This window comes from Edwardsiella tarda ATCC 15947 = NBRC 105688 (assembly GCF_003113495.2).
GTDB lineage: Bacteria > Pseudomonadota > Gammaproteobacteria > Enterobacterales > Enterobacteriaceae > Edwardsiella > Edwardsiella tarda.
On the sequence record NZ_CP084506.1, the window covers coordinates 3,559,014 to 3,579,695 of the forward strand.

The 20,682-nt window shown below is 52.6% G+C and carries 15 protein-coding genes, 3 tRNA genes and 4 rRNA genes; 6 read left to right on the forward strand and 16 right to left on the reverse strand.

The window, feature by feature from the left end; genetic code table 11:
* Positions 1 to 182 precede the first annotated feature (182 nt).
* Positions 183 to 839, forward strand: a complete 657-nt coding sequence (yihA, locus tag DCL27_RS16475) for a ribosome biogenesis GTP-binding protein YihA/YsxC (protein ID WP_035596746.1) — start codon at positions 183 to 185, stop codon at positions 837 to 839.
* Positions 840 to 1,084: 245 nt separating this feature from the next.
* Here the strand turns inward: yihA and DCL27_RS17855 are convergent, their stop codons facing one another.
* Complete coding sequence (locus DCL27_RS17855) at positions 1,085 to 1,132, reverse strand: spot 42 RNA, inhibition of DNA synthesis (RefSeq protein WP_071892919.1); 48 nt, start codon at positions 1,130 to 1,132, stop codon at positions 1,085 to 1,087.
* Positions 1,133 to 1,293: 161 nt separating this feature from the next.
* Entirely contained in the window at positions 1,294 to 4,086 is a 2,793-nt protein-coding gene (polA, locus tag DCL27_RS16480; RefSeq protein WP_035596729.1) for a DNA polymerase I, read from the reverse strand.
* A gap of 449 nt (positions 4,087 to 4,535) precedes the next feature.
* Here polA and DCL27_RS16485 point away from each other — a divergent pair, with 449 nt between their 5' ends.
* The gene (locus DCL27_RS16485) at positions 4,536 to 5,453 is read left to right on the forward strand and encodes an acyltransferase (RefSeq protein ID WP_005280540.1); all 918 of its coding nucleotides are present in this window, start codon (positions 4,536 to 4,538) and stop codon (positions 5,451 to 5,453) included.
* A 55-nt stretch (positions 5,454 to 5,508) separates the two neighbouring features.
* Here DCL27_RS16485 and dsbA read toward each other — a convergent pair whose 3' ends face one another.
* Genes dsbA through DCL27_RS16500 form a run of 3 tightly spaced genes read right to left on the reverse strand, consistent with a single transcriptional unit; the run spans position 5,509 to position 7,423 of the window.
* Positions 5,509 to 6,132 (reverse strand): thiol:disulfide interchange protein DsbA, encoded by a 624-nt coding sequence (gene dsbA / locus DCL27_RS16490; protein ID WP_035596728.1) that lies wholly within the window; start codon positions 6,130 to 6,132, stop codon positions 5,509 to 5,511.
* A 30-nt stretch (positions 6,133 to 6,162) separates the two neighbouring features.
* Complete coding sequence (locus DCL27_RS16495; RefSeq protein WP_035596725.1) at positions 6,163 to 7,149, reverse strand: serine/threonine protein kinase; 987 nt, start codon at positions 7,147 to 7,149, stop codon at positions 6,163 to 6,165.
* A 4-nt stretch (positions 7,150 to 7,153) separates the two neighbouring features.
* Positions 7,154 to 7,423, reverse strand: coding sequence for a YihD family protein (locus DCL27_RS16500; RefSeq protein WP_005280534.1), 270 nt, complete (start codon positions 7,421 to 7,423; stop codon positions 7,154 to 7,156).
* 170 nt (positions 7,424 to 7,593) lie between these two features.
* Here DCL27_RS16500 and mobA point away from each other — a divergent pair, with 170 nt between their 5' ends.
* Both mobA and mobB read left to right on the forward strand, forming a co-directional pair.
* The gene (mobA, locus tag DCL27_RS16505) at positions 7,594 to 8,178 is read left to right on the forward strand and encodes a molybdenum cofactor guanylyltransferase MobA (RefSeq protein WP_035594096.1); all 585 of its coding nucleotides are present in this window, start codon (positions 7,594 to 7,596) and stop codon (positions 8,176 to 8,178) included.
* The gene (gene mobB, locus DCL27_RS16510) at positions 8,175 to 8,702 is read left to right on the forward strand and encodes a molybdopterin-guanine dinucleotide biosynthesis protein MobB (RefSeq protein ID WP_005280527.1); all 528 of its coding nucleotides are present in this window, start codon (positions 8,175 to 8,177) and stop codon (positions 8,700 to 8,702) included. Before mobA ends, mobB begins: the two co-directional genes overlap by 4 nt.
* 120 nt (positions 8,703 to 8,822) lie before the next feature.
* Here mobB and rrf (DCL27_RS16515) read toward each other — a convergent pair.
* The 7 genes from rrf (DCL27_RS16515) to DCL27_RS16545 form a co-directional block, all read right to left on the reverse strand.
* A 5S ribosomal RNA gene (rrf, locus tag DCL27_RS16515) occupies positions 8,823 to 8,938 on the reverse strand.
* Positions 8,939 to 8,972: 34 nt separating this feature from the next.
* Positions 8,973 to 9,048 (reverse strand) — tRNA-Thr (locus tag DCL27_RS16520).
* A 14-nt stretch (positions 9,049 to 9,062) separates the two neighbouring features.
* Positions 9,063 to 9,178, reverse strand: a 5S ribosomal RNA gene (rrf, locus tag DCL27_RS16525).
* Positions 9,179 to 9,267: 89 nt separating this feature from the next.
* Positions 9,268 to 12,175, reverse strand: a 23S ribosomal RNA gene (locus DCL27_RS16530).
* 162 nt (positions 12,176 to 12,337) lie between these two features.
* A tRNA-Ala gene (locus DCL27_RS16535) sits at positions 12,338 to 12,413 on the reverse strand.
* Between the two features lie 54 nt (positions 12,414 to 12,467).
* A tRNA-Ile gene (locus DCL27_RS16540) sits at positions 12,468 to 12,544 on the reverse strand.
* A 73-nt stretch (positions 12,545 to 12,617) separates the two neighbouring features.
* Positions 12,618 to 14,161, reverse strand: a 16S ribosomal RNA gene (locus tag DCL27_RS16545).
* Together the 16S, 23S and 5S rRNA genes with 3 tRNA genes alongside form the textbook arrangement of a ribosomal RNA operon.
* A 489-nt stretch (positions 14,162 to 14,650) precedes the next feature.
* On the opposite strand from DCL27_RS16545, the gene DCL27_RS16550 reads away from it, so the two are divergent.
* Together DCL27_RS16550 and mdtD are read left to right on the forward strand one after the other, a co-directional pair.
* Positions 14,651 to 15,343 (forward strand): FadR/GntR family transcriptional regulator, encoded by a 693-nt coding sequence (locus DCL27_RS16550; RefSeq protein ID WP_005291277.1) that lies wholly within the window; start codon positions 14,651 to 14,653, stop codon positions 15,341 to 15,343.
* Positions 15,344 to 15,361: 18 nt separating this feature from the next.
* Complete coding sequence (mdtD, locus tag DCL27_RS16555) at positions 15,362 to 16,783, forward strand: multidrug transporter subunit MdtD (RefSeq protein ID WP_005291272.1); 1,422 nt, start codon at positions 15,362 to 15,364, stop codon at positions 16,781 to 16,783.
* Here the strand turns inward: mdtD and rbsR are convergent.
* From rbsR to rbsC, 4 genes are all read right to left on the reverse strand, one after another.
* Complete coding sequence (gene rbsR / locus DCL27_RS16560) at positions 16,774 to 17,781, reverse strand: ribose operon transcriptional repressor RbsR (RefSeq protein WP_005295728.1); 1,008 nt, start codon at positions 17,779 to 17,781, stop codon at positions 16,774 to 16,776. The two genes, mdtD and rbsR, sit on opposite strands and share 10 nt — an antisense overlap.
* 6 nt (positions 17,782 to 17,787) lie before the next feature.
* Complete coding sequence (gene rbsK / locus DCL27_RS16565; protein WP_005291265.1) at positions 17,788 to 18,717, reverse strand: ribokinase; 930 nt, start codon at positions 18,715 to 18,717, stop codon at positions 17,788 to 17,790.
* A 73-nt stretch (positions 18,718 to 18,790) separates the two neighbouring features.
* Complete coding sequence (rbsB, locus tag DCL27_RS16570) at positions 18,791 to 19,678, reverse strand: ribose ABC transporter substrate-binding protein RbsB (protein WP_005291262.1); 888 nt, start codon at positions 19,676 to 19,678, stop codon at positions 18,791 to 18,793.
* A 23-nt stretch (positions 19,679 to 19,701) separates the two neighbouring features.
* Positions 19,702 to 20,682: a ribose ABC transporter permease gene (gene rbsC, locus DCL27_RS16575; protein WP_005291260.1), complete on the reverse strand. Its 981-nt coding sequence runs from the start codon at positions 20,680 to 20,682 to the stop codon at positions 19,702 to 19,704.

Sequence of the window (20,682 nt, forward strand, 5' to 3'; positions counted from 1 at the left end):
AAATCAAAGCCTTACAGTATGAAACGGTTTTTTCAGCATAGGCTATCGTCGATCTCGCACATGATGAGATGCCTGTGTCTTACAGCACCCAGACTAAACAGGTGACGGATTTACGCGCCCTTGCGCGCCTTTATGGTTATAATTCCCACCATTATTCTGCCAGCAACAGGGAGACGACCAGCTTGGCCCGTCAAACTTATAACTACCATGTGACGCATTTCGTCACCAGCGCCCCAGATATTCGCCACCTGCCTGCGGATATCGGTATCGAAGTCGCGTTCGCCGGGCGTTCTAATGCCGGGAAATCCAGCGCATTAAATACCCTCACCAATCAAAAGAGCTTGGCTCGCACCAGTAAAACACCGGGACGTACTCAGCTCATCAACTTGTTCGAAGTTGACGATGGTGTGCGTCTGGTCGATCTACCCGGCTACGGTTATGCCGAGGTGCCGGAAGAGATGAAGCGCAAATGGCAGCGCGCTCTGGGTGAATATCTACAACAACGTCAATGTCTGAAGGGATTAGTGGTGCTGATGGACATCCGTCACCCGCTGAAGGATCTTGACCAGCAGATGATCGCTTGGGCCGTCGAGGCCGGATTGCCGGTGTTACTGTTGCTCACGAAAGCGGACAAGTTAGCTTCCGGAGCCCGCAAGGCACAGCTTAATCTGGTACGCGAAGCCGTCTTGCCGTTCATGGGGGATATTCAAGTCGAGGCTTTCTCTTCACTGAAAAAATTCGGTGTCGATAAACTGCGTGACAAGCTGGATACCTGGTTCAGCGAGATCGCACCGCAACAAGCCGAAGACAGCGATGATGCGTCGAGTCTCGGTGAATAACACCGCATGCTAGGATTACGCTATCTGACACAAGCCGCATCAGCGGCTTTTTTTATGTAATTTTTCCACAAAATAACCACGAATAGACATGAAAACTCAGGGATAACACACGGTTAAACAGGGAAAACGATACGCCATGCGCCCTCACCACGGTCTGGACGAATAAAGGGGCAAGAACACAGGGTGGGGTAGGCATTCCCTACAAAAAAAACGCCCCAGTCATAACTGACTGGGGCGGCTAATAATCAGCCAAATCCGATTACGTGAAGTAAAAGGTCTGAAAGATAGAACATCTTACCTCTGTACCCTACATCGGTAACTGTACAACATTTTAGAGTATGCGCAAACTTTTTCGTTGTTTAGTTACACAATAAACACCGTTAACGTCGCTATTTTGTGCATTAACTGCGTTTTTATGTAGGTAAATTACATAAAAGGATTAAATCGACACCATTCAATGCGCTTGATCCCAATTTTCACCACAGCCGATATCAACCTTCAAGGGTACGGCCAGCGCCAAGCTGCCCTCCATCAATGTACGAACGTGACTGACGACCTCGTCAACCTGCGCCTCCGGCACCTCGAAGACCAATTCATCGTGTACCTGCATAATCATGCGTACCTGTGGCTGCGACTGCTGTAACCAGGCATCGACGGCGATCATCGCCCGCTTAATAATATCCGCGGCAGTTCCCTGCATCGGTGCGTTGATCGCCGCCCGTTCTGCAGCCTTGCGACGCATCGCATTACGCGCATTAATCTCCGGCAGATAGAGCCTCCGACCATCTAGCGTCTCGACATACCCTTGTTCAGACGCCTGTTGACGTGTCCGCTCCATATAAGCCAATACGCCCGGATAACGCTCGAAATAGAGATCCATGTAACGCTGAGCCTCGTTACGACCAATATTCAACTGGCGTGCCAGCCCAAAGGCGCTCATACCATAAATCAGGCCAAAGTTAATCGCCTTGGCGCTGCGCCGTTGATCGGCCGTTACCGCCTCCAACGGCAGACCAAAGACTTCGGCGGCCGTCGCACGGTGGATATCTTTCCCCGCCGCAAAGGCCTCCAACAGCCCACGATCGCCCGACAGATGCGCCATGATACGTAATTCGATCTGAGAATAGTCCGCCGCTACGATCTTACTGCCTGCTGGCGCGATAAACGCCTGACGAATACGCCGCCCCTCGTCGCTGCGTACCGGAATATTTTGCAGGTTGGGATCGCTGGAAGAGAGCCGCCCCGTCGCGGTGACAGCCTGATGATAAGAAGTATGAACCCGTCCGGTTAGTGGGCTTACCATCTGCGGCAGCTTATCGGTATAAGTACTCTTCAACTTAGCGAGTGTACGGTAATCCAGGATCACCTGCGGTAGCTCATATCCCTGCTCCGCTAACTCAACCAATACCTCTTCATTCGTTGATGGCGCGCCACCCGGCGTCTTCTTCAGAATCGGCAGCTGTTGTTTGTCGAACAGGATACTCTGGAGCTGTTTAGTCGAAGAGAGATTGAAGGGCTCATCCGCCAAGGTATGCGCCTGTTGTTCCAACGCGCTCAGACGTACCGCCAGTTCCTGGGAGTGTTGACCTAAGATAGTGCTATCGATCAATACCCCGGTGCGCTCCATCCGTGACAGTACGGGAACCAATGGCATATCGATGTCACAAAAGACATGACGAGGTCCCGCCTCACTCTCCAACGTCGGCCAGAGACGTTGGTGTAAGCGCAGGGTCACATCGGCATCTTCAGCCGCATACTCGGCCGCCTGCTCCAAGGGAATTTGGTTAAAGGTCAGTTGGCCTTTCCCTTTTCCCGCCACCTCTTCAAAAGTAATGGTCTTATGATCCAGATGGCGGGCAGCCAGGCTATCCATATCGTGACGCCCGGCCACACTATTCAAGACATACGACTCCAGCATGGTGTCAAACGCCACGCCACGCAGGATGATGCCATGACGCGCCATCACGCCGATATCGTACTTCAGATTCTGCCCGACTTTGGCGACCTTTTCGTCTTCCAATAGTGGCTGTAAGCGAGCCAGCACCCACTCACGATCGAGCTGCGCCGGCGCATCCAGGTAATCATGAGCCAATGGGATATAATAAGCTTGTCCCGGCGCATCGGCGCACGAGATCCCCACCAAGTTAGCGGATAAGACATCCAACGAGTCGGTTTCTGTATCGAAGGCGAAGCAACCAACGTGTTGCAAACGAGCAATCAATGCCTCTAACGCCGCCTCATCTAAAATCGTTTGATACCCCTCGCGTGAAAGCGTCGCCGCGGTTGCCACGGCGGACAGGTTCGCCTCCTCGCTGGCAGGTTTCACCGCCTTCGTTTTCATCCCCTGTGCAGCCGTGAGCCAGGATCCATCCTGCGCATCGCTCAGCCAACGTTTAAACTCATAGCGTTGAAACAGGGTATGCAACGTGGCGCTATCTAGCGGTTTGATCGCTAAATCATCGCAATCCAGCGCCAAATCGACATCGGTTTTAATGGTCGCCAACAGATAGGAGAGGTCGGCCTTCTCTTTATTGAGCAGTAGCTTTGCCCCCATGGTTTTCGCTCCGCGAAAACTCAAGGTTGCGACACGGTCGATGTCCCCATAGATCGACTGCAATCCGCCGATCCCCTGCAACAGTGCCTGCGCTGTCTTCTCACCGACCCCTGGGACGCCAGGAATATTATCTGATGCGTCGCCCATTAATGCTAGAAAGTCGATTATCAACTCTGGAGGAACACCGTATTTATCAAATACTTCCTGAGGCCCCAGGACCGTATTGGTCATCGTGTTGATTAAGGTGATGTTCGGCGTCACCAGCTGTGCCATGTCTTTATCGCCAGTGCTGATCAACACATGACGCCCTGCCTGCTCGGCTCGACGTGCCAATGTACCGATCACATCATCAGCCTCGACACCCGGTACCACCAACAACGGTAATCCCATCGCCTGTACCATTTGATGCAATGGTGCAATCTGCTCACGCAAGTCGTCCGGCATTGGAGGACGATGTGATTTATATTCAGCGAATAACTCATCACGGAAAGTCTTGCCCTTGGCATCGAAGACAACGGCAATATGGCTCGGCTGGTACTGCATAATCAAACTACGCAGCATATTCAGCACACCGTACATCGCCCCGGTAGGCTCGCCAGCGCCATTGGTCAACGGCGGAAACGCATGATAGGCGCGGTAGAGGTATGAGGATCCATCAACCAGGATCAGGGGATTTTCAGCTATCTGGGCCATAATCTATCTTTATCGTGGTGGTCATCAGATCATAAGCATGCCACAGGTCGAGTGCGCTGACGAATGCTCAGCATCGTTTTGTCTCCCCGTTCTATGCGAGATCTGGCAGGATCGCGCTGTGGATAAGTTTGTGTACAAAATCGTGTTCTTTTAGCTCACGGGGAAGAATCAGGCAAGGGTTATAATATATTTCACATACAAATCAATTAATTACACTTTATCTCCAATAATATCTCTGCATAAATTAATAGTAGATGCATTGTGCATAGATTTATTGTCGTCAGGAAAATCGCTACCCTATTGTTTAGCTATTATTATTGTGTCGGTGATTTTTCAGACGCCGAGTGCCTTTTAACATCAACGTGTCGTGGGGGACAAAATGTGCCGACAGTCGTCCCCTTCTGTTAAAATTACTGACCTTATTCCATAAACTGCGATGTGTCCCTCAGATGCCTATGTTGCTTGCTTCGATGTTGTCTCCATTTATCTTTGTACTTACAACATTGTTGACCATCATAGTCACCGCCGCCTGCTCGATCCCCATCGCTCTGCTCGGTGTGGTAAAGCTACTCTTACCCTTCCCCAACGTATGGCGCGCTATTTCTCGTTATTCCGATGGCTTAATGTGGTGCTGGTGTCAGGGACTCGCGGGATTAATGAGCCTCAACCCCAAGCTCCGTTGGCATGTTCGTGGGTTGGAGGGGCTAAGCAAAGAGAACTGGTATTTGCTAATCAGCAACCACCAAAGCTGGACAGATATTGTGGTACTCTGTGTATTACTCCGCAATCATATCCCCATGAATAAGTATTTCCTCAAGCAGCAGCTCGCTTGGGTGCCTTTTATCGGCCTCGCTTGCTGGGCATTGGATATGCCATTCATGCGCCGTTATTCTCGCAGCTATTTGCTGAAACATCCGGAGCGTCGCGGTAAGGATATTGAGACAACCCGCCGCTCATGCGAGAAATTCCGTCTACACCCCACCACCATCGTCAACTTCGTCGAAGGATCGCGTTGTACTACGGAAAAACGTGAGCAACAACATTCGCCATATCAGAATCTATTGCAGCCTAAAGCAGCCGGCATTGCCTTTACCCTCAGTGCGTTGGGATCACAGTTCGATCGCGTACTCAATGTGACGCTGCTCTATCCAAACAATCTACACCGGCCATTTTGGGATCTCCTTTGTGGGCGCATGCAAAGCATCGTCGTCGATATCGAAACGATTCCTATCAGTGATGAGATTCGCGGAGACTACTTCAATGATAAGGGCTTTAAGCGTCACTTTCAGCTCTGGTTGAATACCCTTTGGCAGCGCAAGGACCAGTTAATCAGCCAACTGCGTCAAAAATATCAGCATAAATCATAAATAAGAAAGACGTCGAATAGATCCACTATTCGACGTCTTATAGGGCGAGTGGTATTTAGGGTTGTGTCGCCAGGAACTGCACTACATTAGCAAACTGTTTAACATAATTTTCCATTGAGCTAGTATCCAACCCCTCGTTTCTGACCATATATTTACCATTAACAAAGACGGCAGGCACACCACGTAGTTGGAAATCTTGTGCCGCTTTCTCTTGCTGAACCACCAGAGATTTCACCACAAAGCTATCTAAAGCAGCATCATATTCTGCCGCAGGGATCCCAGCCTGAATGAAGACGTTACGGATATCCGCCGCACTCTTAATCGTCTGACTCTTCTGTACCGCATCAAACATCGGTTGGGTAATCTTATTCTCGACGCCTAACGCCATGGCTACCGCCCAAGCCTGAGTCAACTGTTTCCCTAACGGTCCCAAGAATTCGACGTGGTATTTAGTCAGCTTAACGCCTTGCGGCAACTTGCTCTCAATGGTTTGAGGAATATGGTAAACCTCAGCAAACTCATAACAGTGCGGGCAATAAAAAGAGAAAAATTCTAACACCTGTGGTGCACCATTTACTGGCTTATCCAGGGTGATATATTGTTCGCCATTGGTAAAGGGGGCAGCCGATACACCAAATGCCATTACCATGCCCAGTAGGGCCAGCCACATCTTTTTCATACTCTCATCTCCATCCTCAGGGCTTGGTTATCAATACATTGGGGTCAATTTCAGCGGGGCAGCCTGTAATAGACCCAACTGCTGATGAAAGGTCTGGATCTGACTGTGCCAAAACTGGCGATCCGCCATCCAGGGGAAACTACGAGGAAAAGCCGGATCCTGCCAACGGCGACATACCCATGCGAGATAATGAATCATACGCATGGCACGCAATGGCTCGATCAGCGCTAACTCCCGAACATCAAAATCGCTGAACTCGGTGTAGGCCTCCAACACGATATCCAACTGTAATCGTTTCTCTGCTTCATCGCCGTTAAGCAACATCCACAGATCCTGGATCGCCGGACCATTGCGGGCATCATCCAGATCGACAAAGAGCGGACCATCCCGCCACAGAATATTGCCGGGATGGCAATCACCATGCAAACGTAACAATGAGTAATCATCCCGCCATAGCACCACCAAGGCACCGATCAATGCATCCAACGTTGCGAGGAGACTCTCACGTAGATCATCGGGGACCAGAGGCGAGTGCGCCAATTCAGCACGAGGCTGGTAGACATATTCATCCAACCCCATCGTAGGGCGCTCCCTGAAACGCTGACAGCGGCCGACCTGGTGGATTCGCCCTAGATAACGACCGACCCACTCCAGCTGATCGAGGTTATCTACCTCATACTGACGCCCGCCAAGGCTAGGAAAGACAGCAAAGGCATAACCCTGATAATGATGTAACGTTGCACCCTGTAGGCGAAGTGGCGCCGCCAACGGGATCTCCGCCTGCACGAGCTCCGCCGCAAAGGCATGCTCCTCGGCAATCTGAGCATCGCTCCAACGCTCCGGGCGGTAAAACTTCACCACATAGCGCTGCCGCTCCTCGTCCATCAACTGATAGACGCGATTTTCATAGCTATTGAGTTCGCTAAGCCCAGAGTCGACGCGGATCCCACACTGTGCTAAACCCTCCAATATCAAATCAGGGGTTAGCGTCTGGAAGTTAAAGGCCGATGTCGTCATGAGATTAATCTTTAATCACACCGCGTGCACGCAGCAGCGCCGTTTTAAAGTCTTCCTCATAATCTTTCTGTAATCCTGGGATCACCGCGCTCTTCTCACTACCGCGCATCTTGAGGTGATAAATGAGGATATCGTCGGTTAAATCGGCTAAGGCTCCCTCATACCCCGCCTCATTAGCTAGTTGCTGCAGAAACTGGATGAGATTCAGATCCGGCTCCTGTTGCCAGGCCGGATGGATCAACTCAATCAATTCGTTAACGCGATGACATTTCATGGAGTACCTTCTCTTTTATCTTTACTAAGCCGCTAAAACTAGCAATCCTAATTTAACAAAGATAGCCGTTTACCGTATAACACTCACTATTTACAAACTATTACATCGATGACTATATGGATGACCCTAATCAGGTGATCGCTAACCATAATCCGAGGAGCACGCTCATTATGCAGGATATTGAAGGCGTTATTCTGGCTGGAGGGCGCGCAACCCGCATGCAAGGCAAAGATAAAGGATTAGTCACCTTACATGGACTCCCGTTATACCAATGGGTACTTCAGCGTCTAGCGCCACAAGTATGTCGAGTCGTCATCAGCGCGAACCGTAACCAGGGGGTTTACCAACAAAGTGGCTGTAAGGTTATCGGTGATAGTCTACCTGACTTTCCTGGTCCACTCGCCGGTGTTGCCGCCGGATTAGCGCAATGTCAAAGCGAGTGGCTTATCACTGTTCCTTGTGATTCCCCTTTCATTCCTCACGATCTGGTCGATATCCTGTGGCAGGGTAAAGGCGATGCTCATGTAGCCTATATCGACGACGGCGAACACAGCCATCCAACATTAGCGCTCTGGCATCGCGACATCTTGCCCGCCCTCGAGCAATTCCTACAACAGGGTGACCGCAAGTTGATGTTATTCATGGCACAGGTACACGCTCAGGCCGTTCACGATCCGCGATGTGCAAATTTTATCAATATCAACAGCCTGCAAGAGTGTCAGCAGGCTCAGCAACAGGAACCGAGACTATCGTGAATACGCCTCCTCTACTGGGTATTGCCGCCTACAGCGGCACAGGAAAAACGACGTTACTCAAAAAACTCATCCCTTGTCTAAACACGCGTGGCATCCGTATCGCACTGATCAAACATACTCACCACGATATGGATGTTGATACGCCGGGTAAAGACAGCTATGAATTGCGTAAGGCGGGCGCCGAGCAAACCCTAGTGGCCAGCGATTTACGTTGGGCCCTGATGACAGAGACCCCCGAACAATCCCCCCTCGATTTGCGCTTTCTCGCCTCGCGTATTGATGCCGCCCGCTGCGATCTTATTTTAGTGGAGGGATTTAAGCATGAAACTATCGCTAAGATTGCACTCTATCGGCAAACGGTAGGGAAGCCCTTCGCCGGTTTACTCGATGAGCATGTCATCGCTTTAGCCAGTGACCATCCCCATCCCTGCCATGTACCTCTGCTCAATATCAACCACGTCGAGGAGATCGCCGACTTCGTACAGAATTGGTTGCAAGCTCAAAAGAGTAGCAAAAGAAAATAAATCCGTCGGTGCGGGAGGATAACTCCCCATCGATATCGAATCATACATAAAGAGGTGCAGGATGATTGGCGTTAAACGCAAAAAAGCCGCTCATTGAGCGGCTTTTTTGCTTTATTTAATGCTTGGCAGTTCCCTACTCTCGCATGGGGAGACCCCACACTACCATCGGCGCTACGGCGTTTCACTTCTGAGTTCGGCATGGGGTCAGGTGGGACCACCGCGCTATCGCCGCCAAGCAAATTCTGTTTGCCAAACTAAACCCCGAAAAAGTGGTGCTGATACCCAGAATCGAACTGGGGACCTCACCCTTACCAAGGGTGCGCTCTACCGACTGAGCCATATCAGCACGCTAAATTTGATGCCTGGCAGTTCCCTACTCTCGCATGGGGAGACCCCACACTACCATCGGCGCTACGGCGTTTCACTTCTGAGTTCGGCATGGGGTCAGGTGGGACCACCGCGCTATCGCCGCCAGGCAAATTCTGTTTCACCAACCGCCATTCAGGCCATTGGTTCCAATCTTGAACAAGCTAAATTCGTCTCTCTAAAACACCTTCGGTGTTGTAAGGTTAAGCCTCACGGATCATTAGTACTGGTTAGCTCAACGTATCGCTACGCTTACACACCCAGCCTATCAACGTCTTAGTCTTAAACGTTCCTTCAGTGGACTCAAGGTCCAAGGGAAGACTCATCTCGAGGCAAGTTTCGCGCTTAGATGCTTTCAGCGCTTATCTCTTCCGCACGTAGCTACCGGGCAATGCAATTGGCATCACAACCCGAACACCAGCGGTGCGTCCACTCCGGTCCTCTCGTACTAGGAGCAGCCCCTCTCAATCTTCCAACGCCCACGGCAGATAGGGACCGAACTGTCTCACGACGTTCTAAACCCAGCTCGCGTACCACTTTAAATGGCGAACAGCCATACCCTTGGGACCTACTTCAGCCCCAGGATGTGATGAGCCGACATCGAGGTGCCAAACACCGCCGTCGATATGAACTCTTGGGCGGTATCAGCCTGTTATCCCCGGAGTACCTTTTATCCGTTGAGCGATGGCCCTTCCATTCAGAACCACCGGATCACTAAGACCTGCTTTCGCACCTGCTCGAGCCGTCACTCTCGCAGTCAAGCTAGCTTATGCCTTTGCACTAACCTCCTGATGTCCGACCAGGATTAGCTAACCTTCGTGCTCCTCCGTTACTCTTTGGGAGGAGACCGCCCCAGTCAAACTACCCACCAGACACTGTCCCTATCCCGGATTACGGGACCAGGTTAGAACATCAAACATTAAAGGGTGGTATTTCAAGGTCGGCTCCATGCAGACTGGCGTCCACACTTCAAAGCCTCCCACCTATCCTACACATCAAGGTTCAATGTTCAGTGTCAAGCTATAGTAAAGGTTCACGGGGTCTTTCCGTCTTGCCGCGGGTACACTGCATCTTCACAGCGAGTTCAATTTCACTGAGTCTCGGGTGGAGACAGCCTGGCCATCATTACGCCATTCGTGCAGGTCGGAACTTACCCGACAAGGAATTTCGCTACCTTAGGACCGTTATAGTTACGGCCGCCGTTTACTGGGGCTTCGATCAAGAGCTTCGCCTTGCGGCTGACCCCATCAATTAACCTTCCAGCACCGGGCAGGCGTCACACCCTATACGTCCACTTTCGTGTTTGCAGAGTGCTGTGTTTTTATTAAACAGTTGCAGCCAGCTGGTATCTTCGACTGGCTTCGGCTCCATCCGCGAGGGACTTCACCTACATGCCAGCGTGCCTTCTCCCGAAGTTACGGCACCATTTTGCCTAGTTCCTTCACCCGAGTTCTCTCAAGCGCCTTGGTATTCTCTACCTGACCACCTGTGTCGGTTTGGGGTACGATTCAGTGTTATCTAGAGCTTAGAGGCTTTTCCTGGAAGCAGGGCATTAACCACTTCAGCACCGTAGTGCCTCGTCATCACGCCTCAGTGTTAAAGATAACCGGATTTGCCAGGTCATCACACCTACACGCTTAAACCGGGACAACCGTCGCCCGGCCGGTCTAGCCTTCTCCGTCCCCCCCTTCGCAATAACACCAAGTACAGGAATATTAACCTGTTTCCCATCGACTACGCCTTTCGGCCTCGCCTTAGGGGTCGACTTACCCTGCCCCGATTAACGTTGGACAGGAACCCTTGGTCTTCCGGCGAGCGGGCTTTTCACCCGCTTTATCGTTACTTATGTCAGCATTCGCACTTCTGATACCTCCAGCAGCCCTCACAGGCCACCTTCACAGGCTTACAGAACGCTCCCCTACCCAACAACACATAGTGTCGCTGCCGCAGCTTCGGTGCATGGTTTAGCCCCGTTACATCTTCCGCGCAGGCCGACTCGACCAGTGAGCTATTACGCTTTCTTTAAATGATGGCTGCTTCTAAGCCAACATCCTGGCTGTCTGTGCCTTCCCACATCGTTTCCCACTTAACCATGACTTTGGGACCTTAGCTGGCGGTCTGGGTTGTTTCCCTCTTCACGACGGACGTTAGCACCCGCCGTGTGTCTCCCGTGATAACATTCTTCGGTATTCGTAGTTTGCATCGGGTTGGTAAGTCGGGATGACCCCCTAGCCGAAACAGTGCTCTACCCCCGAAGATGAGTTCACGAGGCGCTACCTAAATAGCTTTCGGGGAGAACCAGCTATCTCCCGGTTTGATTGGCCTTTCACCCCCAGCCACAAGTCATCCGCTAATTTTTCAACATTAGTCGGTTCGGTCCTCCAGTTAGTGTTACCCAACCTTCAACCTGCCCATGGCTAGATCACCGGGTTTCGGGTCTATACCTTGCAACTAGACGCCCAGTTAAGACTCGGTTTCCCTACGGCTCCCCTATTCGGTTAACCTTGCTACAAAATATAAGTCGCTGACCCATTATACAAAAGGTACGCAGTCACACCCCGAAGGATGCTCCCACTGCTTGTACGTACACGGTTTCAGGTTCTATTTCACTCCCCTCGCCGGGGTTCTTTTCGCCTTTCCCTCACGGTACTGGTTCACTATCGGTCAGTCAGGAGTATTTAGCCTTGGAGGATGGTCCCCCCATATTCAGACAGGATAACACGTGTCCCGCCCTACTCATCGAACTCACAGCTGTGCACCTTCGTGTACGGGGCTATCACCCGGTATCGCGCGACTTTCCAGACGCTTCCACTAATGCACAAACTGATTCAGGTTCTGGGCTCTTCCCCGTTCGCTCGCCGCTACTGGGGGAATCTCGGTTGATTTCTTTTCCTCAGGGTACTTAGATGTTTCAGTTCCCCTGGTTCGCCTCGTTAAGCTATGTATTCACTTAACGATAGTGCAACGGATTGCACTGGGTTTCCCCATTCGGACATCGCCGGCTAATAATGCTTCATATCAGCTCACCGACGCTTATCGCAGATTAGCACGTCCTTCATCGCCTCTGACTGCCTAGGCATCCACCGTGTACGCTTAGTCACTTAACCTCACAACCCGAAGGTGTTTCACTTCGTGCTGTAAGCATTTGAGAGACTCTCGAATCACTTTATTAAAAGCAATTCGATTGTTTTCGAATTTTCAGCTTGTTCCAGATTGTTAAAGAGCAAAATATTTCACAACATGCTGATTTCTCAGTATGTTCTGAAATATGGTGGAGCTATGCGGGATCGAACCGCAGACCTCCTGCGTGCAAAGCAGGCGCTCTCCCAGCTGAGCTATAGCCCCATGACTTTACTGCCGATACCTTATTACCCGCTCCGCTTCACCCAGGAAGGGAGTTGGTAGGCCTGAGTGGACTCGAACCACCGACCTCACCCTTATCAGGGGTGCGCTCTAACCACCTGAGCTACAAGCCTGCATAAGGTATTTGCTCGTTGACATTTACCAGACAATCTGTGTGAGCACTACACAATACTTCGTATTTTCAGGTAAGGAGGTGATCCAACCGCAGGTTCCCCTACGGTTACCTTGTTACGACTTCACCCCAGTCATGAATCACAAAGTGGTAAGCGCCCTCCCGAAGGTTAAGCTACCTACTTCTTTTGCAACCCACTCCCATGGTGTGACGGGCGGTGTGTACAAGGCCCGGGAACGTATTCACCGTGGCATTCTGATCCACGATTACTAGCGATTCCGACTTCATGGAGTCGAGTTGCAGACTCCAATCCGGACTACGACGTACTTTATGAGGTCCGCTTGCTCTCGCGAGGTCGCTTCTCTTTGTATACGCCATTGTAGCACGTGTGTAGCCCTACTCGTAAGGGCCATGATGACTTGACGTCATCCCCACCTTCCTCCAGTTTATCACTGGCAGTCTCCTTTGAGTTCCCGGCCGAACCGCTGGCAACAAAGGATAAGGGTTGCGCTCGTTGCGGGACTTAACCCAACATTTCACAACACGAGCTGACGACAGCCATGCAGCACCTGTCTCAGCGTTCCCGAAGGCACTCCCGTATCTCTACAGGATTCGCTGGATGTCAAGAGTAGGTAAGGTTCTTCGCGTTGCATCGAATTAAACCACATGCTCCACCGCTTGTGCGGGCCCCCGTCAATTCATTTGAGTTTTAACCTTGCGGCCGTACTCCCCAGGCGGTCGATTTAACGCGTTAGCTTCGGAAGCCACGCCTCAAGGGCACAACCTCCAAATCGACATCGTTTACAGCGTGGACTACCAGGGTATCTAATCCTGTTTGCTCCCCACGCTTTCGCACCTGAGCGTCAGTCTTCGTCCAGGAGGCCGCCTTCGCCACCGGTATTCCTCCAGATCTCTACGCATTTCACCGCTACACCTGGAATTCTACCTCCCTCTACGAGACTCTAGCTTGCCAGTCTTGGATTCAGTTCCCAGGTTAAGCCCGGGGATTTCACATCCAACTTAACAAACCGCCTGCGTGCGCTTTACGCCCAGTAATTCCGATTAACGCTTGCACCCTCCGTATTACCGCGGCTGCTGGCACGGAGTTAGCCGGTGCTTCTTCTGTAGGTAACGTCAATTGCACGTGCTATTAACACGCACACCTTCCTCCCTACTGAAAGTACTTTACAACCCGAAGGCCTTCTTCATACACGCGGCATGGCTGCATCAGGCTTGCGCCCATTGTGCAATATTCCCCACTGCTGCCTCCCGTAGGAGTCTGGACCGTGTCTCAGTTCCAGTGTGGCTGGTCATCCTCTCAGACCAGCTAGGGATCGTCGCCTAGGTGAGCCATTACCTCACCTACTAGCTAATCCCATCTGGGTTCATCTGATGGCATGAGGCCCGAAGGTCCCCCACTTTGGTCTTGCGACGTTATGCGGTATTAGCTACCGTTTCCAGTAGTTATCCCCCTCCATCAGGCAGATCCCCAGACATTACTCACCCGTCCGCCGCTCGTCAGCGGAGAAAGCAAGCTTTCTCCCTGCTACCGCTCGACTTGCATGTGTTAAGCCTGCCGCCAGCGTTCAATCTGAGCCATGATCAAACTCTTCAATTAAAAGCTTGATGCTCAAAGAAATTAAACTGTTTATTCGTAATGAATTAACTGCTGTCACTCTTCAAGACTTTAAATATTTTGGCATTCCGAGGAATGCTTAATACGAATCTTGCGAGTGCCCACACAGATTGTCTGATAATTTGTTAAAGAGCATCGCCGCGAGAACTCGTTAAGTTGTCGTCGGCGTGGGCTGCGTATATTACGCTTTTCGCCCGCAGAGTCAAGCATTTATTTTTGCTTTCTCTGCCTGACTGGGCGACGTTGTTGTCGTTGTTCCCGGTCAGTGGTGGCGCATTATAGGGACTTCTCGCGAGGTGACAAGTCTTAATTTTAAAAAAATGTGCGACTGTCTTCATTTTCACCAATCAGCACAAAAAAGCATAAGCCGTGGCCTATTTTTATCCAACAATGCAGCGTAGCCCCCCTTTTGTAGGATAAAATGAACAAGAGTATCTATTGATATACGTATCCGATTAGGACTGATTAGCCATGCAACTTAATGCTCAACAACAAGCCGCCCAGCGCAATCTCTCCTATCTTCTCGCCGAGAAGATAGGCCAGCGGATCCTGTCCGGCGAATATCAGGCCGGCAGCATACTACCGGGTGAACTCGAACTGGGAGAGATCTATGGCGTCAGCCGGACAGCGGTGCGTGAAGCAGTCAAAATGCTGGCCGCTAAAGGAATGCTGCTCCCTCGCCCTCGCATCGGCACGCGCGTGATGCCGAGTAACAGTTGGAACTTCCTCGATCAGGAATTGTTGACCTGGTGGCTTACCCGCGAAAACTTCGAACACGTTAAAGAGCACTTCCTAGTACTGCGTAATGCACTTGAGCCACAAGCCTGCCTGCTGACGGCGATGCATGCCAGCGGTACTCAGAAAGCCGCCATTAATGATTTAATGCGAGAGATGCGTGAACTGAATAGCCATTTTGATCGCGAACGCTGGATCCGGGTCGATGTACAATTCCACCAGCAGATCTATCAAGCGAGCGCCAACCCGTTCCTAACGTCGTTCTCGAACTTGTTTAACTCGGTCTATCAGAGCTACTTCCGTTCGGTAACCGGTAATGAGGTCGTTAAGCTAGAGCAACACCAGGCGATCGTCGATGCCATCCTGGCCAGCGATGCACAGGGTGCCTATACGGCCTGTCAGGATCTATTGGGGATAGACGGAGCCTAAACACACGACGGAAAACCTATGACCAAGACCGCCCGGAGTATGGCCGGCCTGCCCTGGATTGCGGCAATGGCTTTTTTCATGCAGGCGCTGGATGCCACCATCCTGAATACCGCGCTGCCCGCCATCGCCCGTAGTCTGGAGCGCTCCCCGCTGGTAATGCAATCCGCCATTATTAGCTATACTCTGACGGTCGCCATGTTAATCCCAATCAGCGGCTGGATAGCCGACCGTTTGGGCACGCGGCGTGTCTTTATCGCCGCCGTCTCGCTGTTCTCCTTCGGCTCGTTGCTCTGCGCCCTCTCCGGCTCGTTGGAGATGCTGGTTGCATCCCGCATCCTGCAAGGCGTCGGGGGTGCAATGATGATGCCAGTAGCGCGTTTAGCTTTACTCCGCGCCTACCCACGCGATGAACTGCTGCCGGTGCTCAACTTCATCAGCCTACCGGGGTTGGTCGGCCCGGTTCTCGGTCCGCTGCTCGGCGGTTGGTTAGTCACCTATGCCACCTGGCACTGGATTTTCTTGATCAACCTCCCGATCGGTATCATCGGTATTCTCTACGCGCTGCGTTATATGCCCGATTTCACGGCACCAACGCGCGGCTTCGATATACGTGGCTTTATCTTGTTTGGCCTCGGCTTGGTCCTTTTATCGTGTGGTATGGAGCTCTTCGGTGAACGTGTCCTGCCTCAGCTCTATGCCTGGGGAGGTGTCGCGGCGGGCTTAGCCTCACTGCTACTCTATATTATCCATGCCCAGCGCCATCCCCACCCCTTGATCGCCCTGCCACTGTTCCGTACCCATACGTTTTCGGTCGGTATCCTCGGCAATATCGCCTCTCGACTGGGCACCGGTTGCATCCCATTCTTGATGCCGTTAATGCTACAAGTCGGTTTCGGTTATAGTGCGATCATCGCCGGATGCATGATGGCCCCGACGGCACTCGGATCGATGCTGGGTAAATCATTGGTCACGGGGGTTCTTCACCGTCTGGGATACCGGAATACGCTGGTTGGCGTCACGTTGGTTATCGGGCTAATGATCGCCCTGTTTGCGCTCCAGACGGCCGACCGCCCACTGTGGCAATTAATCCTACCGCTATTCCTGTTAGGTATGTTTATGTCGACCCAGTTTACTGCGATGAACACTATCACCCTGGGCGATTTAGATGACCACAACGCCAGCTCCGGTAACAGCGTACTCGCCGTCACACAACAACTCTCCATCAGTTTCGGCGTTGCGGTCAGTGCCGCGGTACTCCGCTTCTATGACACCCAGGTGAGTGGTTCACTGGTCGATCACTTCCACTATACTTTCATCACCATGGGTGGCGTGACACTACTATCAGCGGGGGTCTTCGTGTTACTCCGTCGTACCGATGGCGATCATCTCCTCAAGGGGCGTCGTGTCATGCCGCAAGCGAGCAAGCCTTCTCAACACTGACAAATACCGACAGAGCCGCGAGCGACCAGTTGAGGCGTCAGAACCAAGGTTTGTGGCTCCATCGTAGGATGGCGTAAGCGATACACCAAGGTGTCGACAGCCAACTCACCAAGCTCATCCTTAGGCTGATGGATAGTAGTCAGCGGCGGCGCCATATAACGCGCCAGTTCGATGTCGTCATAGCCGACGACGGCAATGTCTTCACCCACGCGTAACCCCGCCTCAAATAGCACCTGATAGACGCCGACAGCCATGGCATCATTACCGGTAAATAACGCATGAGGCGGTTGTGCTAAGGCCAATAATTGCCGCATAGCCTGAACGCCACCGGCAAACTCGAAATCGCCAAACAGGATATACGATTCAGGAACAGGCAGGCCAGCCTGTGCCATTTCATGCAGGAAGCCCTCCAATCGCTGGCGCGATGGTGTCTTATCCTTAGGCCCTGCCAGACAGGCGATTCGAGTATATCCCCGCTCAATCAGATGGCGTGTCGCGATCTGGCCACCGAGGAAGGAGTTATCTTGAATGACATCGTTTGGTCCATCGAATAGCGCCCAATCCATCATTACCGTCGGCATCGCCGGGTAACGGGCGATCATCTCCTGTGGGGGGCGGAAATTCTCGGTACACATCATCAACAGACCATCGACCCGCTTCTGTAATAATGTCTCCATGCTCTGGCTCATCCGCGCCGGATCGCCTTCGGTGTTACACAGGATCAGGCTGTAGCCGCGCTCATAACAACTACGCTCGACACCACGGACGACCTCAGCAAAGAAGGGGTTGTTGCTGGTCGTCACTAACATACCGATGGTGTGGGTTTGGTTCATCTTCAGGCTGCGCGCCAGCGCTGAAGGGGCATAATTCAGTTGCTGTACCGCCGCCTGCACCCGCTGACGTACACTCTCACTCACGAAGCGATTGTTATTGATCACATGGGATACGGTCGAGGTGGAGACGCCCGCTAAGCGAGCGACATCCTTCATAGTTGCCACGTACGCTTACTCCTGATGGGCCTGCAAGAATGCATCGATCTCCCTGCGCCAGGGTACGGAGGGTTGCGCGCCTTCACGCGTCACCGCGATAGCGGCGGCCGCATGCGCGAAGCGTACTGCGTCAGATAAGGGATTCCCCTCCAACAAGGCGGTCAACAACGCACCATTAAAGGTATCGCCAGCGGCGATGGTATCGATAGCCTCTACCCGGAAGCCGGGAATAATGCCCCCTAGCCCCTCCTGACTGACCCACACGCCACGACTGCCGAGGGTAATCATCACGGTAGCGATCCCCTTACCATGCAATACTGCGGCGGCCTGGCGGGCACTCTCATCATCGTGCACTTGAATGCCGGTCAGACATTCTGCCTCGGTTTCATTAGGCGTGATCACATCGATATGATGTAACAACGCCTCTGGGAGCTCCCGCGCCGGGGCCGGGTTGAGGATCACCTTGGTGTTATGGGCTCGCGCCAGCTTCGCCGCCGCCAATACCGTCTCGATGGGGGATTCCAACTGCATCAGTAAGGCGTCTGCCTGCGTCACCAACGCCTGATAGCGCGCCAGATACTGCGGCGTCAGGGCCGCGTTAGCACCCGCATGGATGCCAATAACATTCTCACCGTCCTGGTTAACAAAGATCAGCGCCACGCCGGTGCTCTCTCCCGCCACGGCCTCAACGGCAGCGATATTCACGCCATCGCTGACCAACTGGCTGCGGATCCGTTCACCGATATCATCGGCGCCCACACAGGCAATGAAGGCGACATCGGCACCGCTACGTCCGGCAGCAACCGCCTGGTTGGCTCCCTTACCACCGAATGCTACTTGATACCCCTTGCCTGTTAGGGTCTCCCCCGGGCGGGGAAAGTGTTCAACCTTAAGGATATGATCAGCATTGATGCTGCCTAATACGACCAGTTTGCCTGTTTGCATACTCTGTATTCCTACTTATCTACCGCCGCCGCTTCACCGACGGCGGTACTGCCCAGATCTTATCCGCGGCGTATTACTTGGTCACCAGCTTCAGCTCAACGGGAATATTAGCCGGGACTTTCTCCCCTTTGATCACCTTATCGGCGGTTTCTACGCCAATGACGCCGATCTGCTCCGGCTGCTGTGCCACCGTGGCACCCAGCTTACCACTCTGTACCGCTTTTTCGCCGTCTTGCGTGCCATCGAAGCCGACGACCAAGACATCGTTACGCCCTGCCGTTTGCAAAGCACGCAGGGCGCCCAAGGCCATCTCATCGTTCTGCGCGAAGACGGCCTGTACCTGCGGGTGAGCGGTAAGCAAATTCTGCATGACGTTCAATCCTTTGGTACGATCGAAGTCGGCTGGCTGACTGGCCAAGACGTCAAACTTATGGGCAGCGACAGCCTGCTTAAAGCCCTCGCCCCGCTCACGTGCTGCGGAGGTTCCCGCGATCCCTTCCAACTGGATCACCTTAGCGCCGGCCCCCAGTTTCTGGGCGATAAAATCACCAGCCAGCTTACCGCCCGCGACGTTGTCGGAGGCGATATGACTAACGACCTGACCTTGACTGGCAGCACGGTCCAAGGTGATCACCGGAATGTTGGCCTGATTCGCCATTTTTACCGCATTACCGACCGCATCGGAATCGGTCGGGTTAATCAACATCAGTTTCGCGCCGCGCACCGTCAAGTCCTGCACGTTCGCCAACTCTTTAGCCGGATTATTCTGGGAGTCTAAGACCACTAGCTTGTAGCCCAGTTTATTCGCTTCCTTCTGTGCCCCATCTTTCATCGAAACAAAGAAGGGGTTATTCAGGGTAGATACCACCAAGGCGATCGTATCCTGCGCCAGGGCGTTAGCACTGAGAGAGGCGCTCAGCGCCGCGGCAGAGATCAGGGTTGCCAGTTTTTTCATGTTCATCTCATCGATTCCTGTAGGTAAGGTTATTTATTGCTTTTGTTGTCTACCAAAACCGCCAACAGAATCACCGCAGCCTTGACGATCATTTGGTAGTAGGAGGAGACACCGAGTAAGTTTAATCCGTTATTCAAGAAGCCCAAGATCAAGGCACCGATCAGTGTTCCCATGATCCGCCCCTTGCCACCCGCTAAGCTAGTTCCACCCAACACCACTGCCGCGATGGCATCCAGCTCATAACCAGTCCCGGCGGTCGGCTGTGCCGAGGAGAGACGAGCCACTTCAATCACGCCAGCCAAGGCCGATAACAGGCCGCATAAGGCATAAACCACAATCTTGACGCGATCGACATTGATACCCGATAAACGGGTCGCGGCTTCATTTCCCCCCAGCGCGTAGATATAACGCCCTAAACGCGTGTGGTGCAGCATGTACCAAGCCAGCGCAAATACGATAATCATCAGCCAGATCGGCGTCGGCATCCCCAATGGACGACCGATACCGAACCAACCAAAGAGGTCCGCCTGCGCCGAGAAACCAGTATTGACCGGGCTTCCATCGGTATACACCATGGTGACCCCGCGCAGCAGTAGCATCATCACCAGGGTCGCGATAAAGGCTTGCACCTTCCCTTTCGCCACAATGATACCGGTACACCCACCGATCGCCGCCCCCAACGCCAGCGCCGCACCGACGGCCAGTAACGCATTGACATCCAAACCGACGATGGACGCCGCCACCGCACCGGTCAAGGCCAACAACGAACCAACGGATAGATCGATGCCAGAGGTCAGGATCACGAGCGTCATACCAACGGCCATGATGGCATTGACGGAGGTCTGTTGCAGAATGTTGAACAGGTTATTCAAGGTGAAAAAATTGGGGCTCATGGAGGAGACCACCGCGATCAGCACCAATAAGGCGATCAGCGACTTCTGCTCCACCAGCCAGGTTTTGAGCCGGGCTTTGCTGAATCCGCCCTGATTGACTGAGACTTGGTTATTCAT

What these genes read in the sequence shown, in the direction of transcription:
- polA (WP_035596729.1), bottom strand. Translation starts at nt 4,086, where the DNA reads ATGGCCCAGATAGCTGAAAATCCCCTGATCCTGGTTGATGGATCCTCA.
- DCL27_RS16485 (WP_005280540.1), top strand. Translation starts at nt 4,536, where the DNA reads ATGCCTATGTTGCTTGCTTCGATGTTGTCTCCATTTATCTTTGTACTT.
- dsbA (WP_035596728.1), bottom strand. Translation starts at nt 6,132, where the DNA reads ATGAAAAAGATGTGGCTGGCCCTACTGGGCATGGTAATGGCATTTGGT.
- DCL27_RS16495 (WP_035596725.1), bottom strand. Translation starts at nt 7,149, where the DNA reads ATGACGACATCGGCCTTTAACTTCCAGACGCTAACCCCTGATTTGATA.
- DCL27_RS16500 (WP_005280534.1), bottom strand. Translation starts at nt 7,423, where the DNA reads ATGAAATGTCATCGCGTTAACGAATTGATTGAGTTGATCCATCCGGCC.
- mobA (WP_035594096.1), top strand. Translation starts at nt 7,594, where the DNA reads ATGCAGGATATTGAAGGCGTTATTCTGGCTGGAGGGCGCGCAACCCGC.
- DCL27_RS16550 (WP_005291277.1), top strand. Translation starts at nt 14,651, where the DNA reads ATGCAACTTAATGCTCAACAACAAGCCGCCCAGCGCAATCTCTCCTAT.
- mdtD (WP_005291272.1), top strand. Translation starts at nt 15,362, where the DNA reads ATGACCAAGACCGCCCGGAGTATGGCCGGCCTGCCCTGGATTGCGGCA.
- rbsK (WP_005291265.1), bottom strand. Translation starts at nt 18,717, where the DNA reads ATGCAAACAGGCAAACTGGTCGTATTAGGCAGCATCAATGCTGATCAT.
- rbsB (WP_005291262.1), bottom strand. Translation starts at nt 19,678, where the DNA reads ATGAACATGAAAAAACTGGCAACCCTGATCTCTGCCGCGGCGCTGAGC.
- rbsC (WP_005291260.1), bottom strand. Translation starts at nt 20,682, where the DNA reads ATGAATAACCAAGTCTCAGTCAATCAGGGCGGATTCAGCAAAGCCCGG.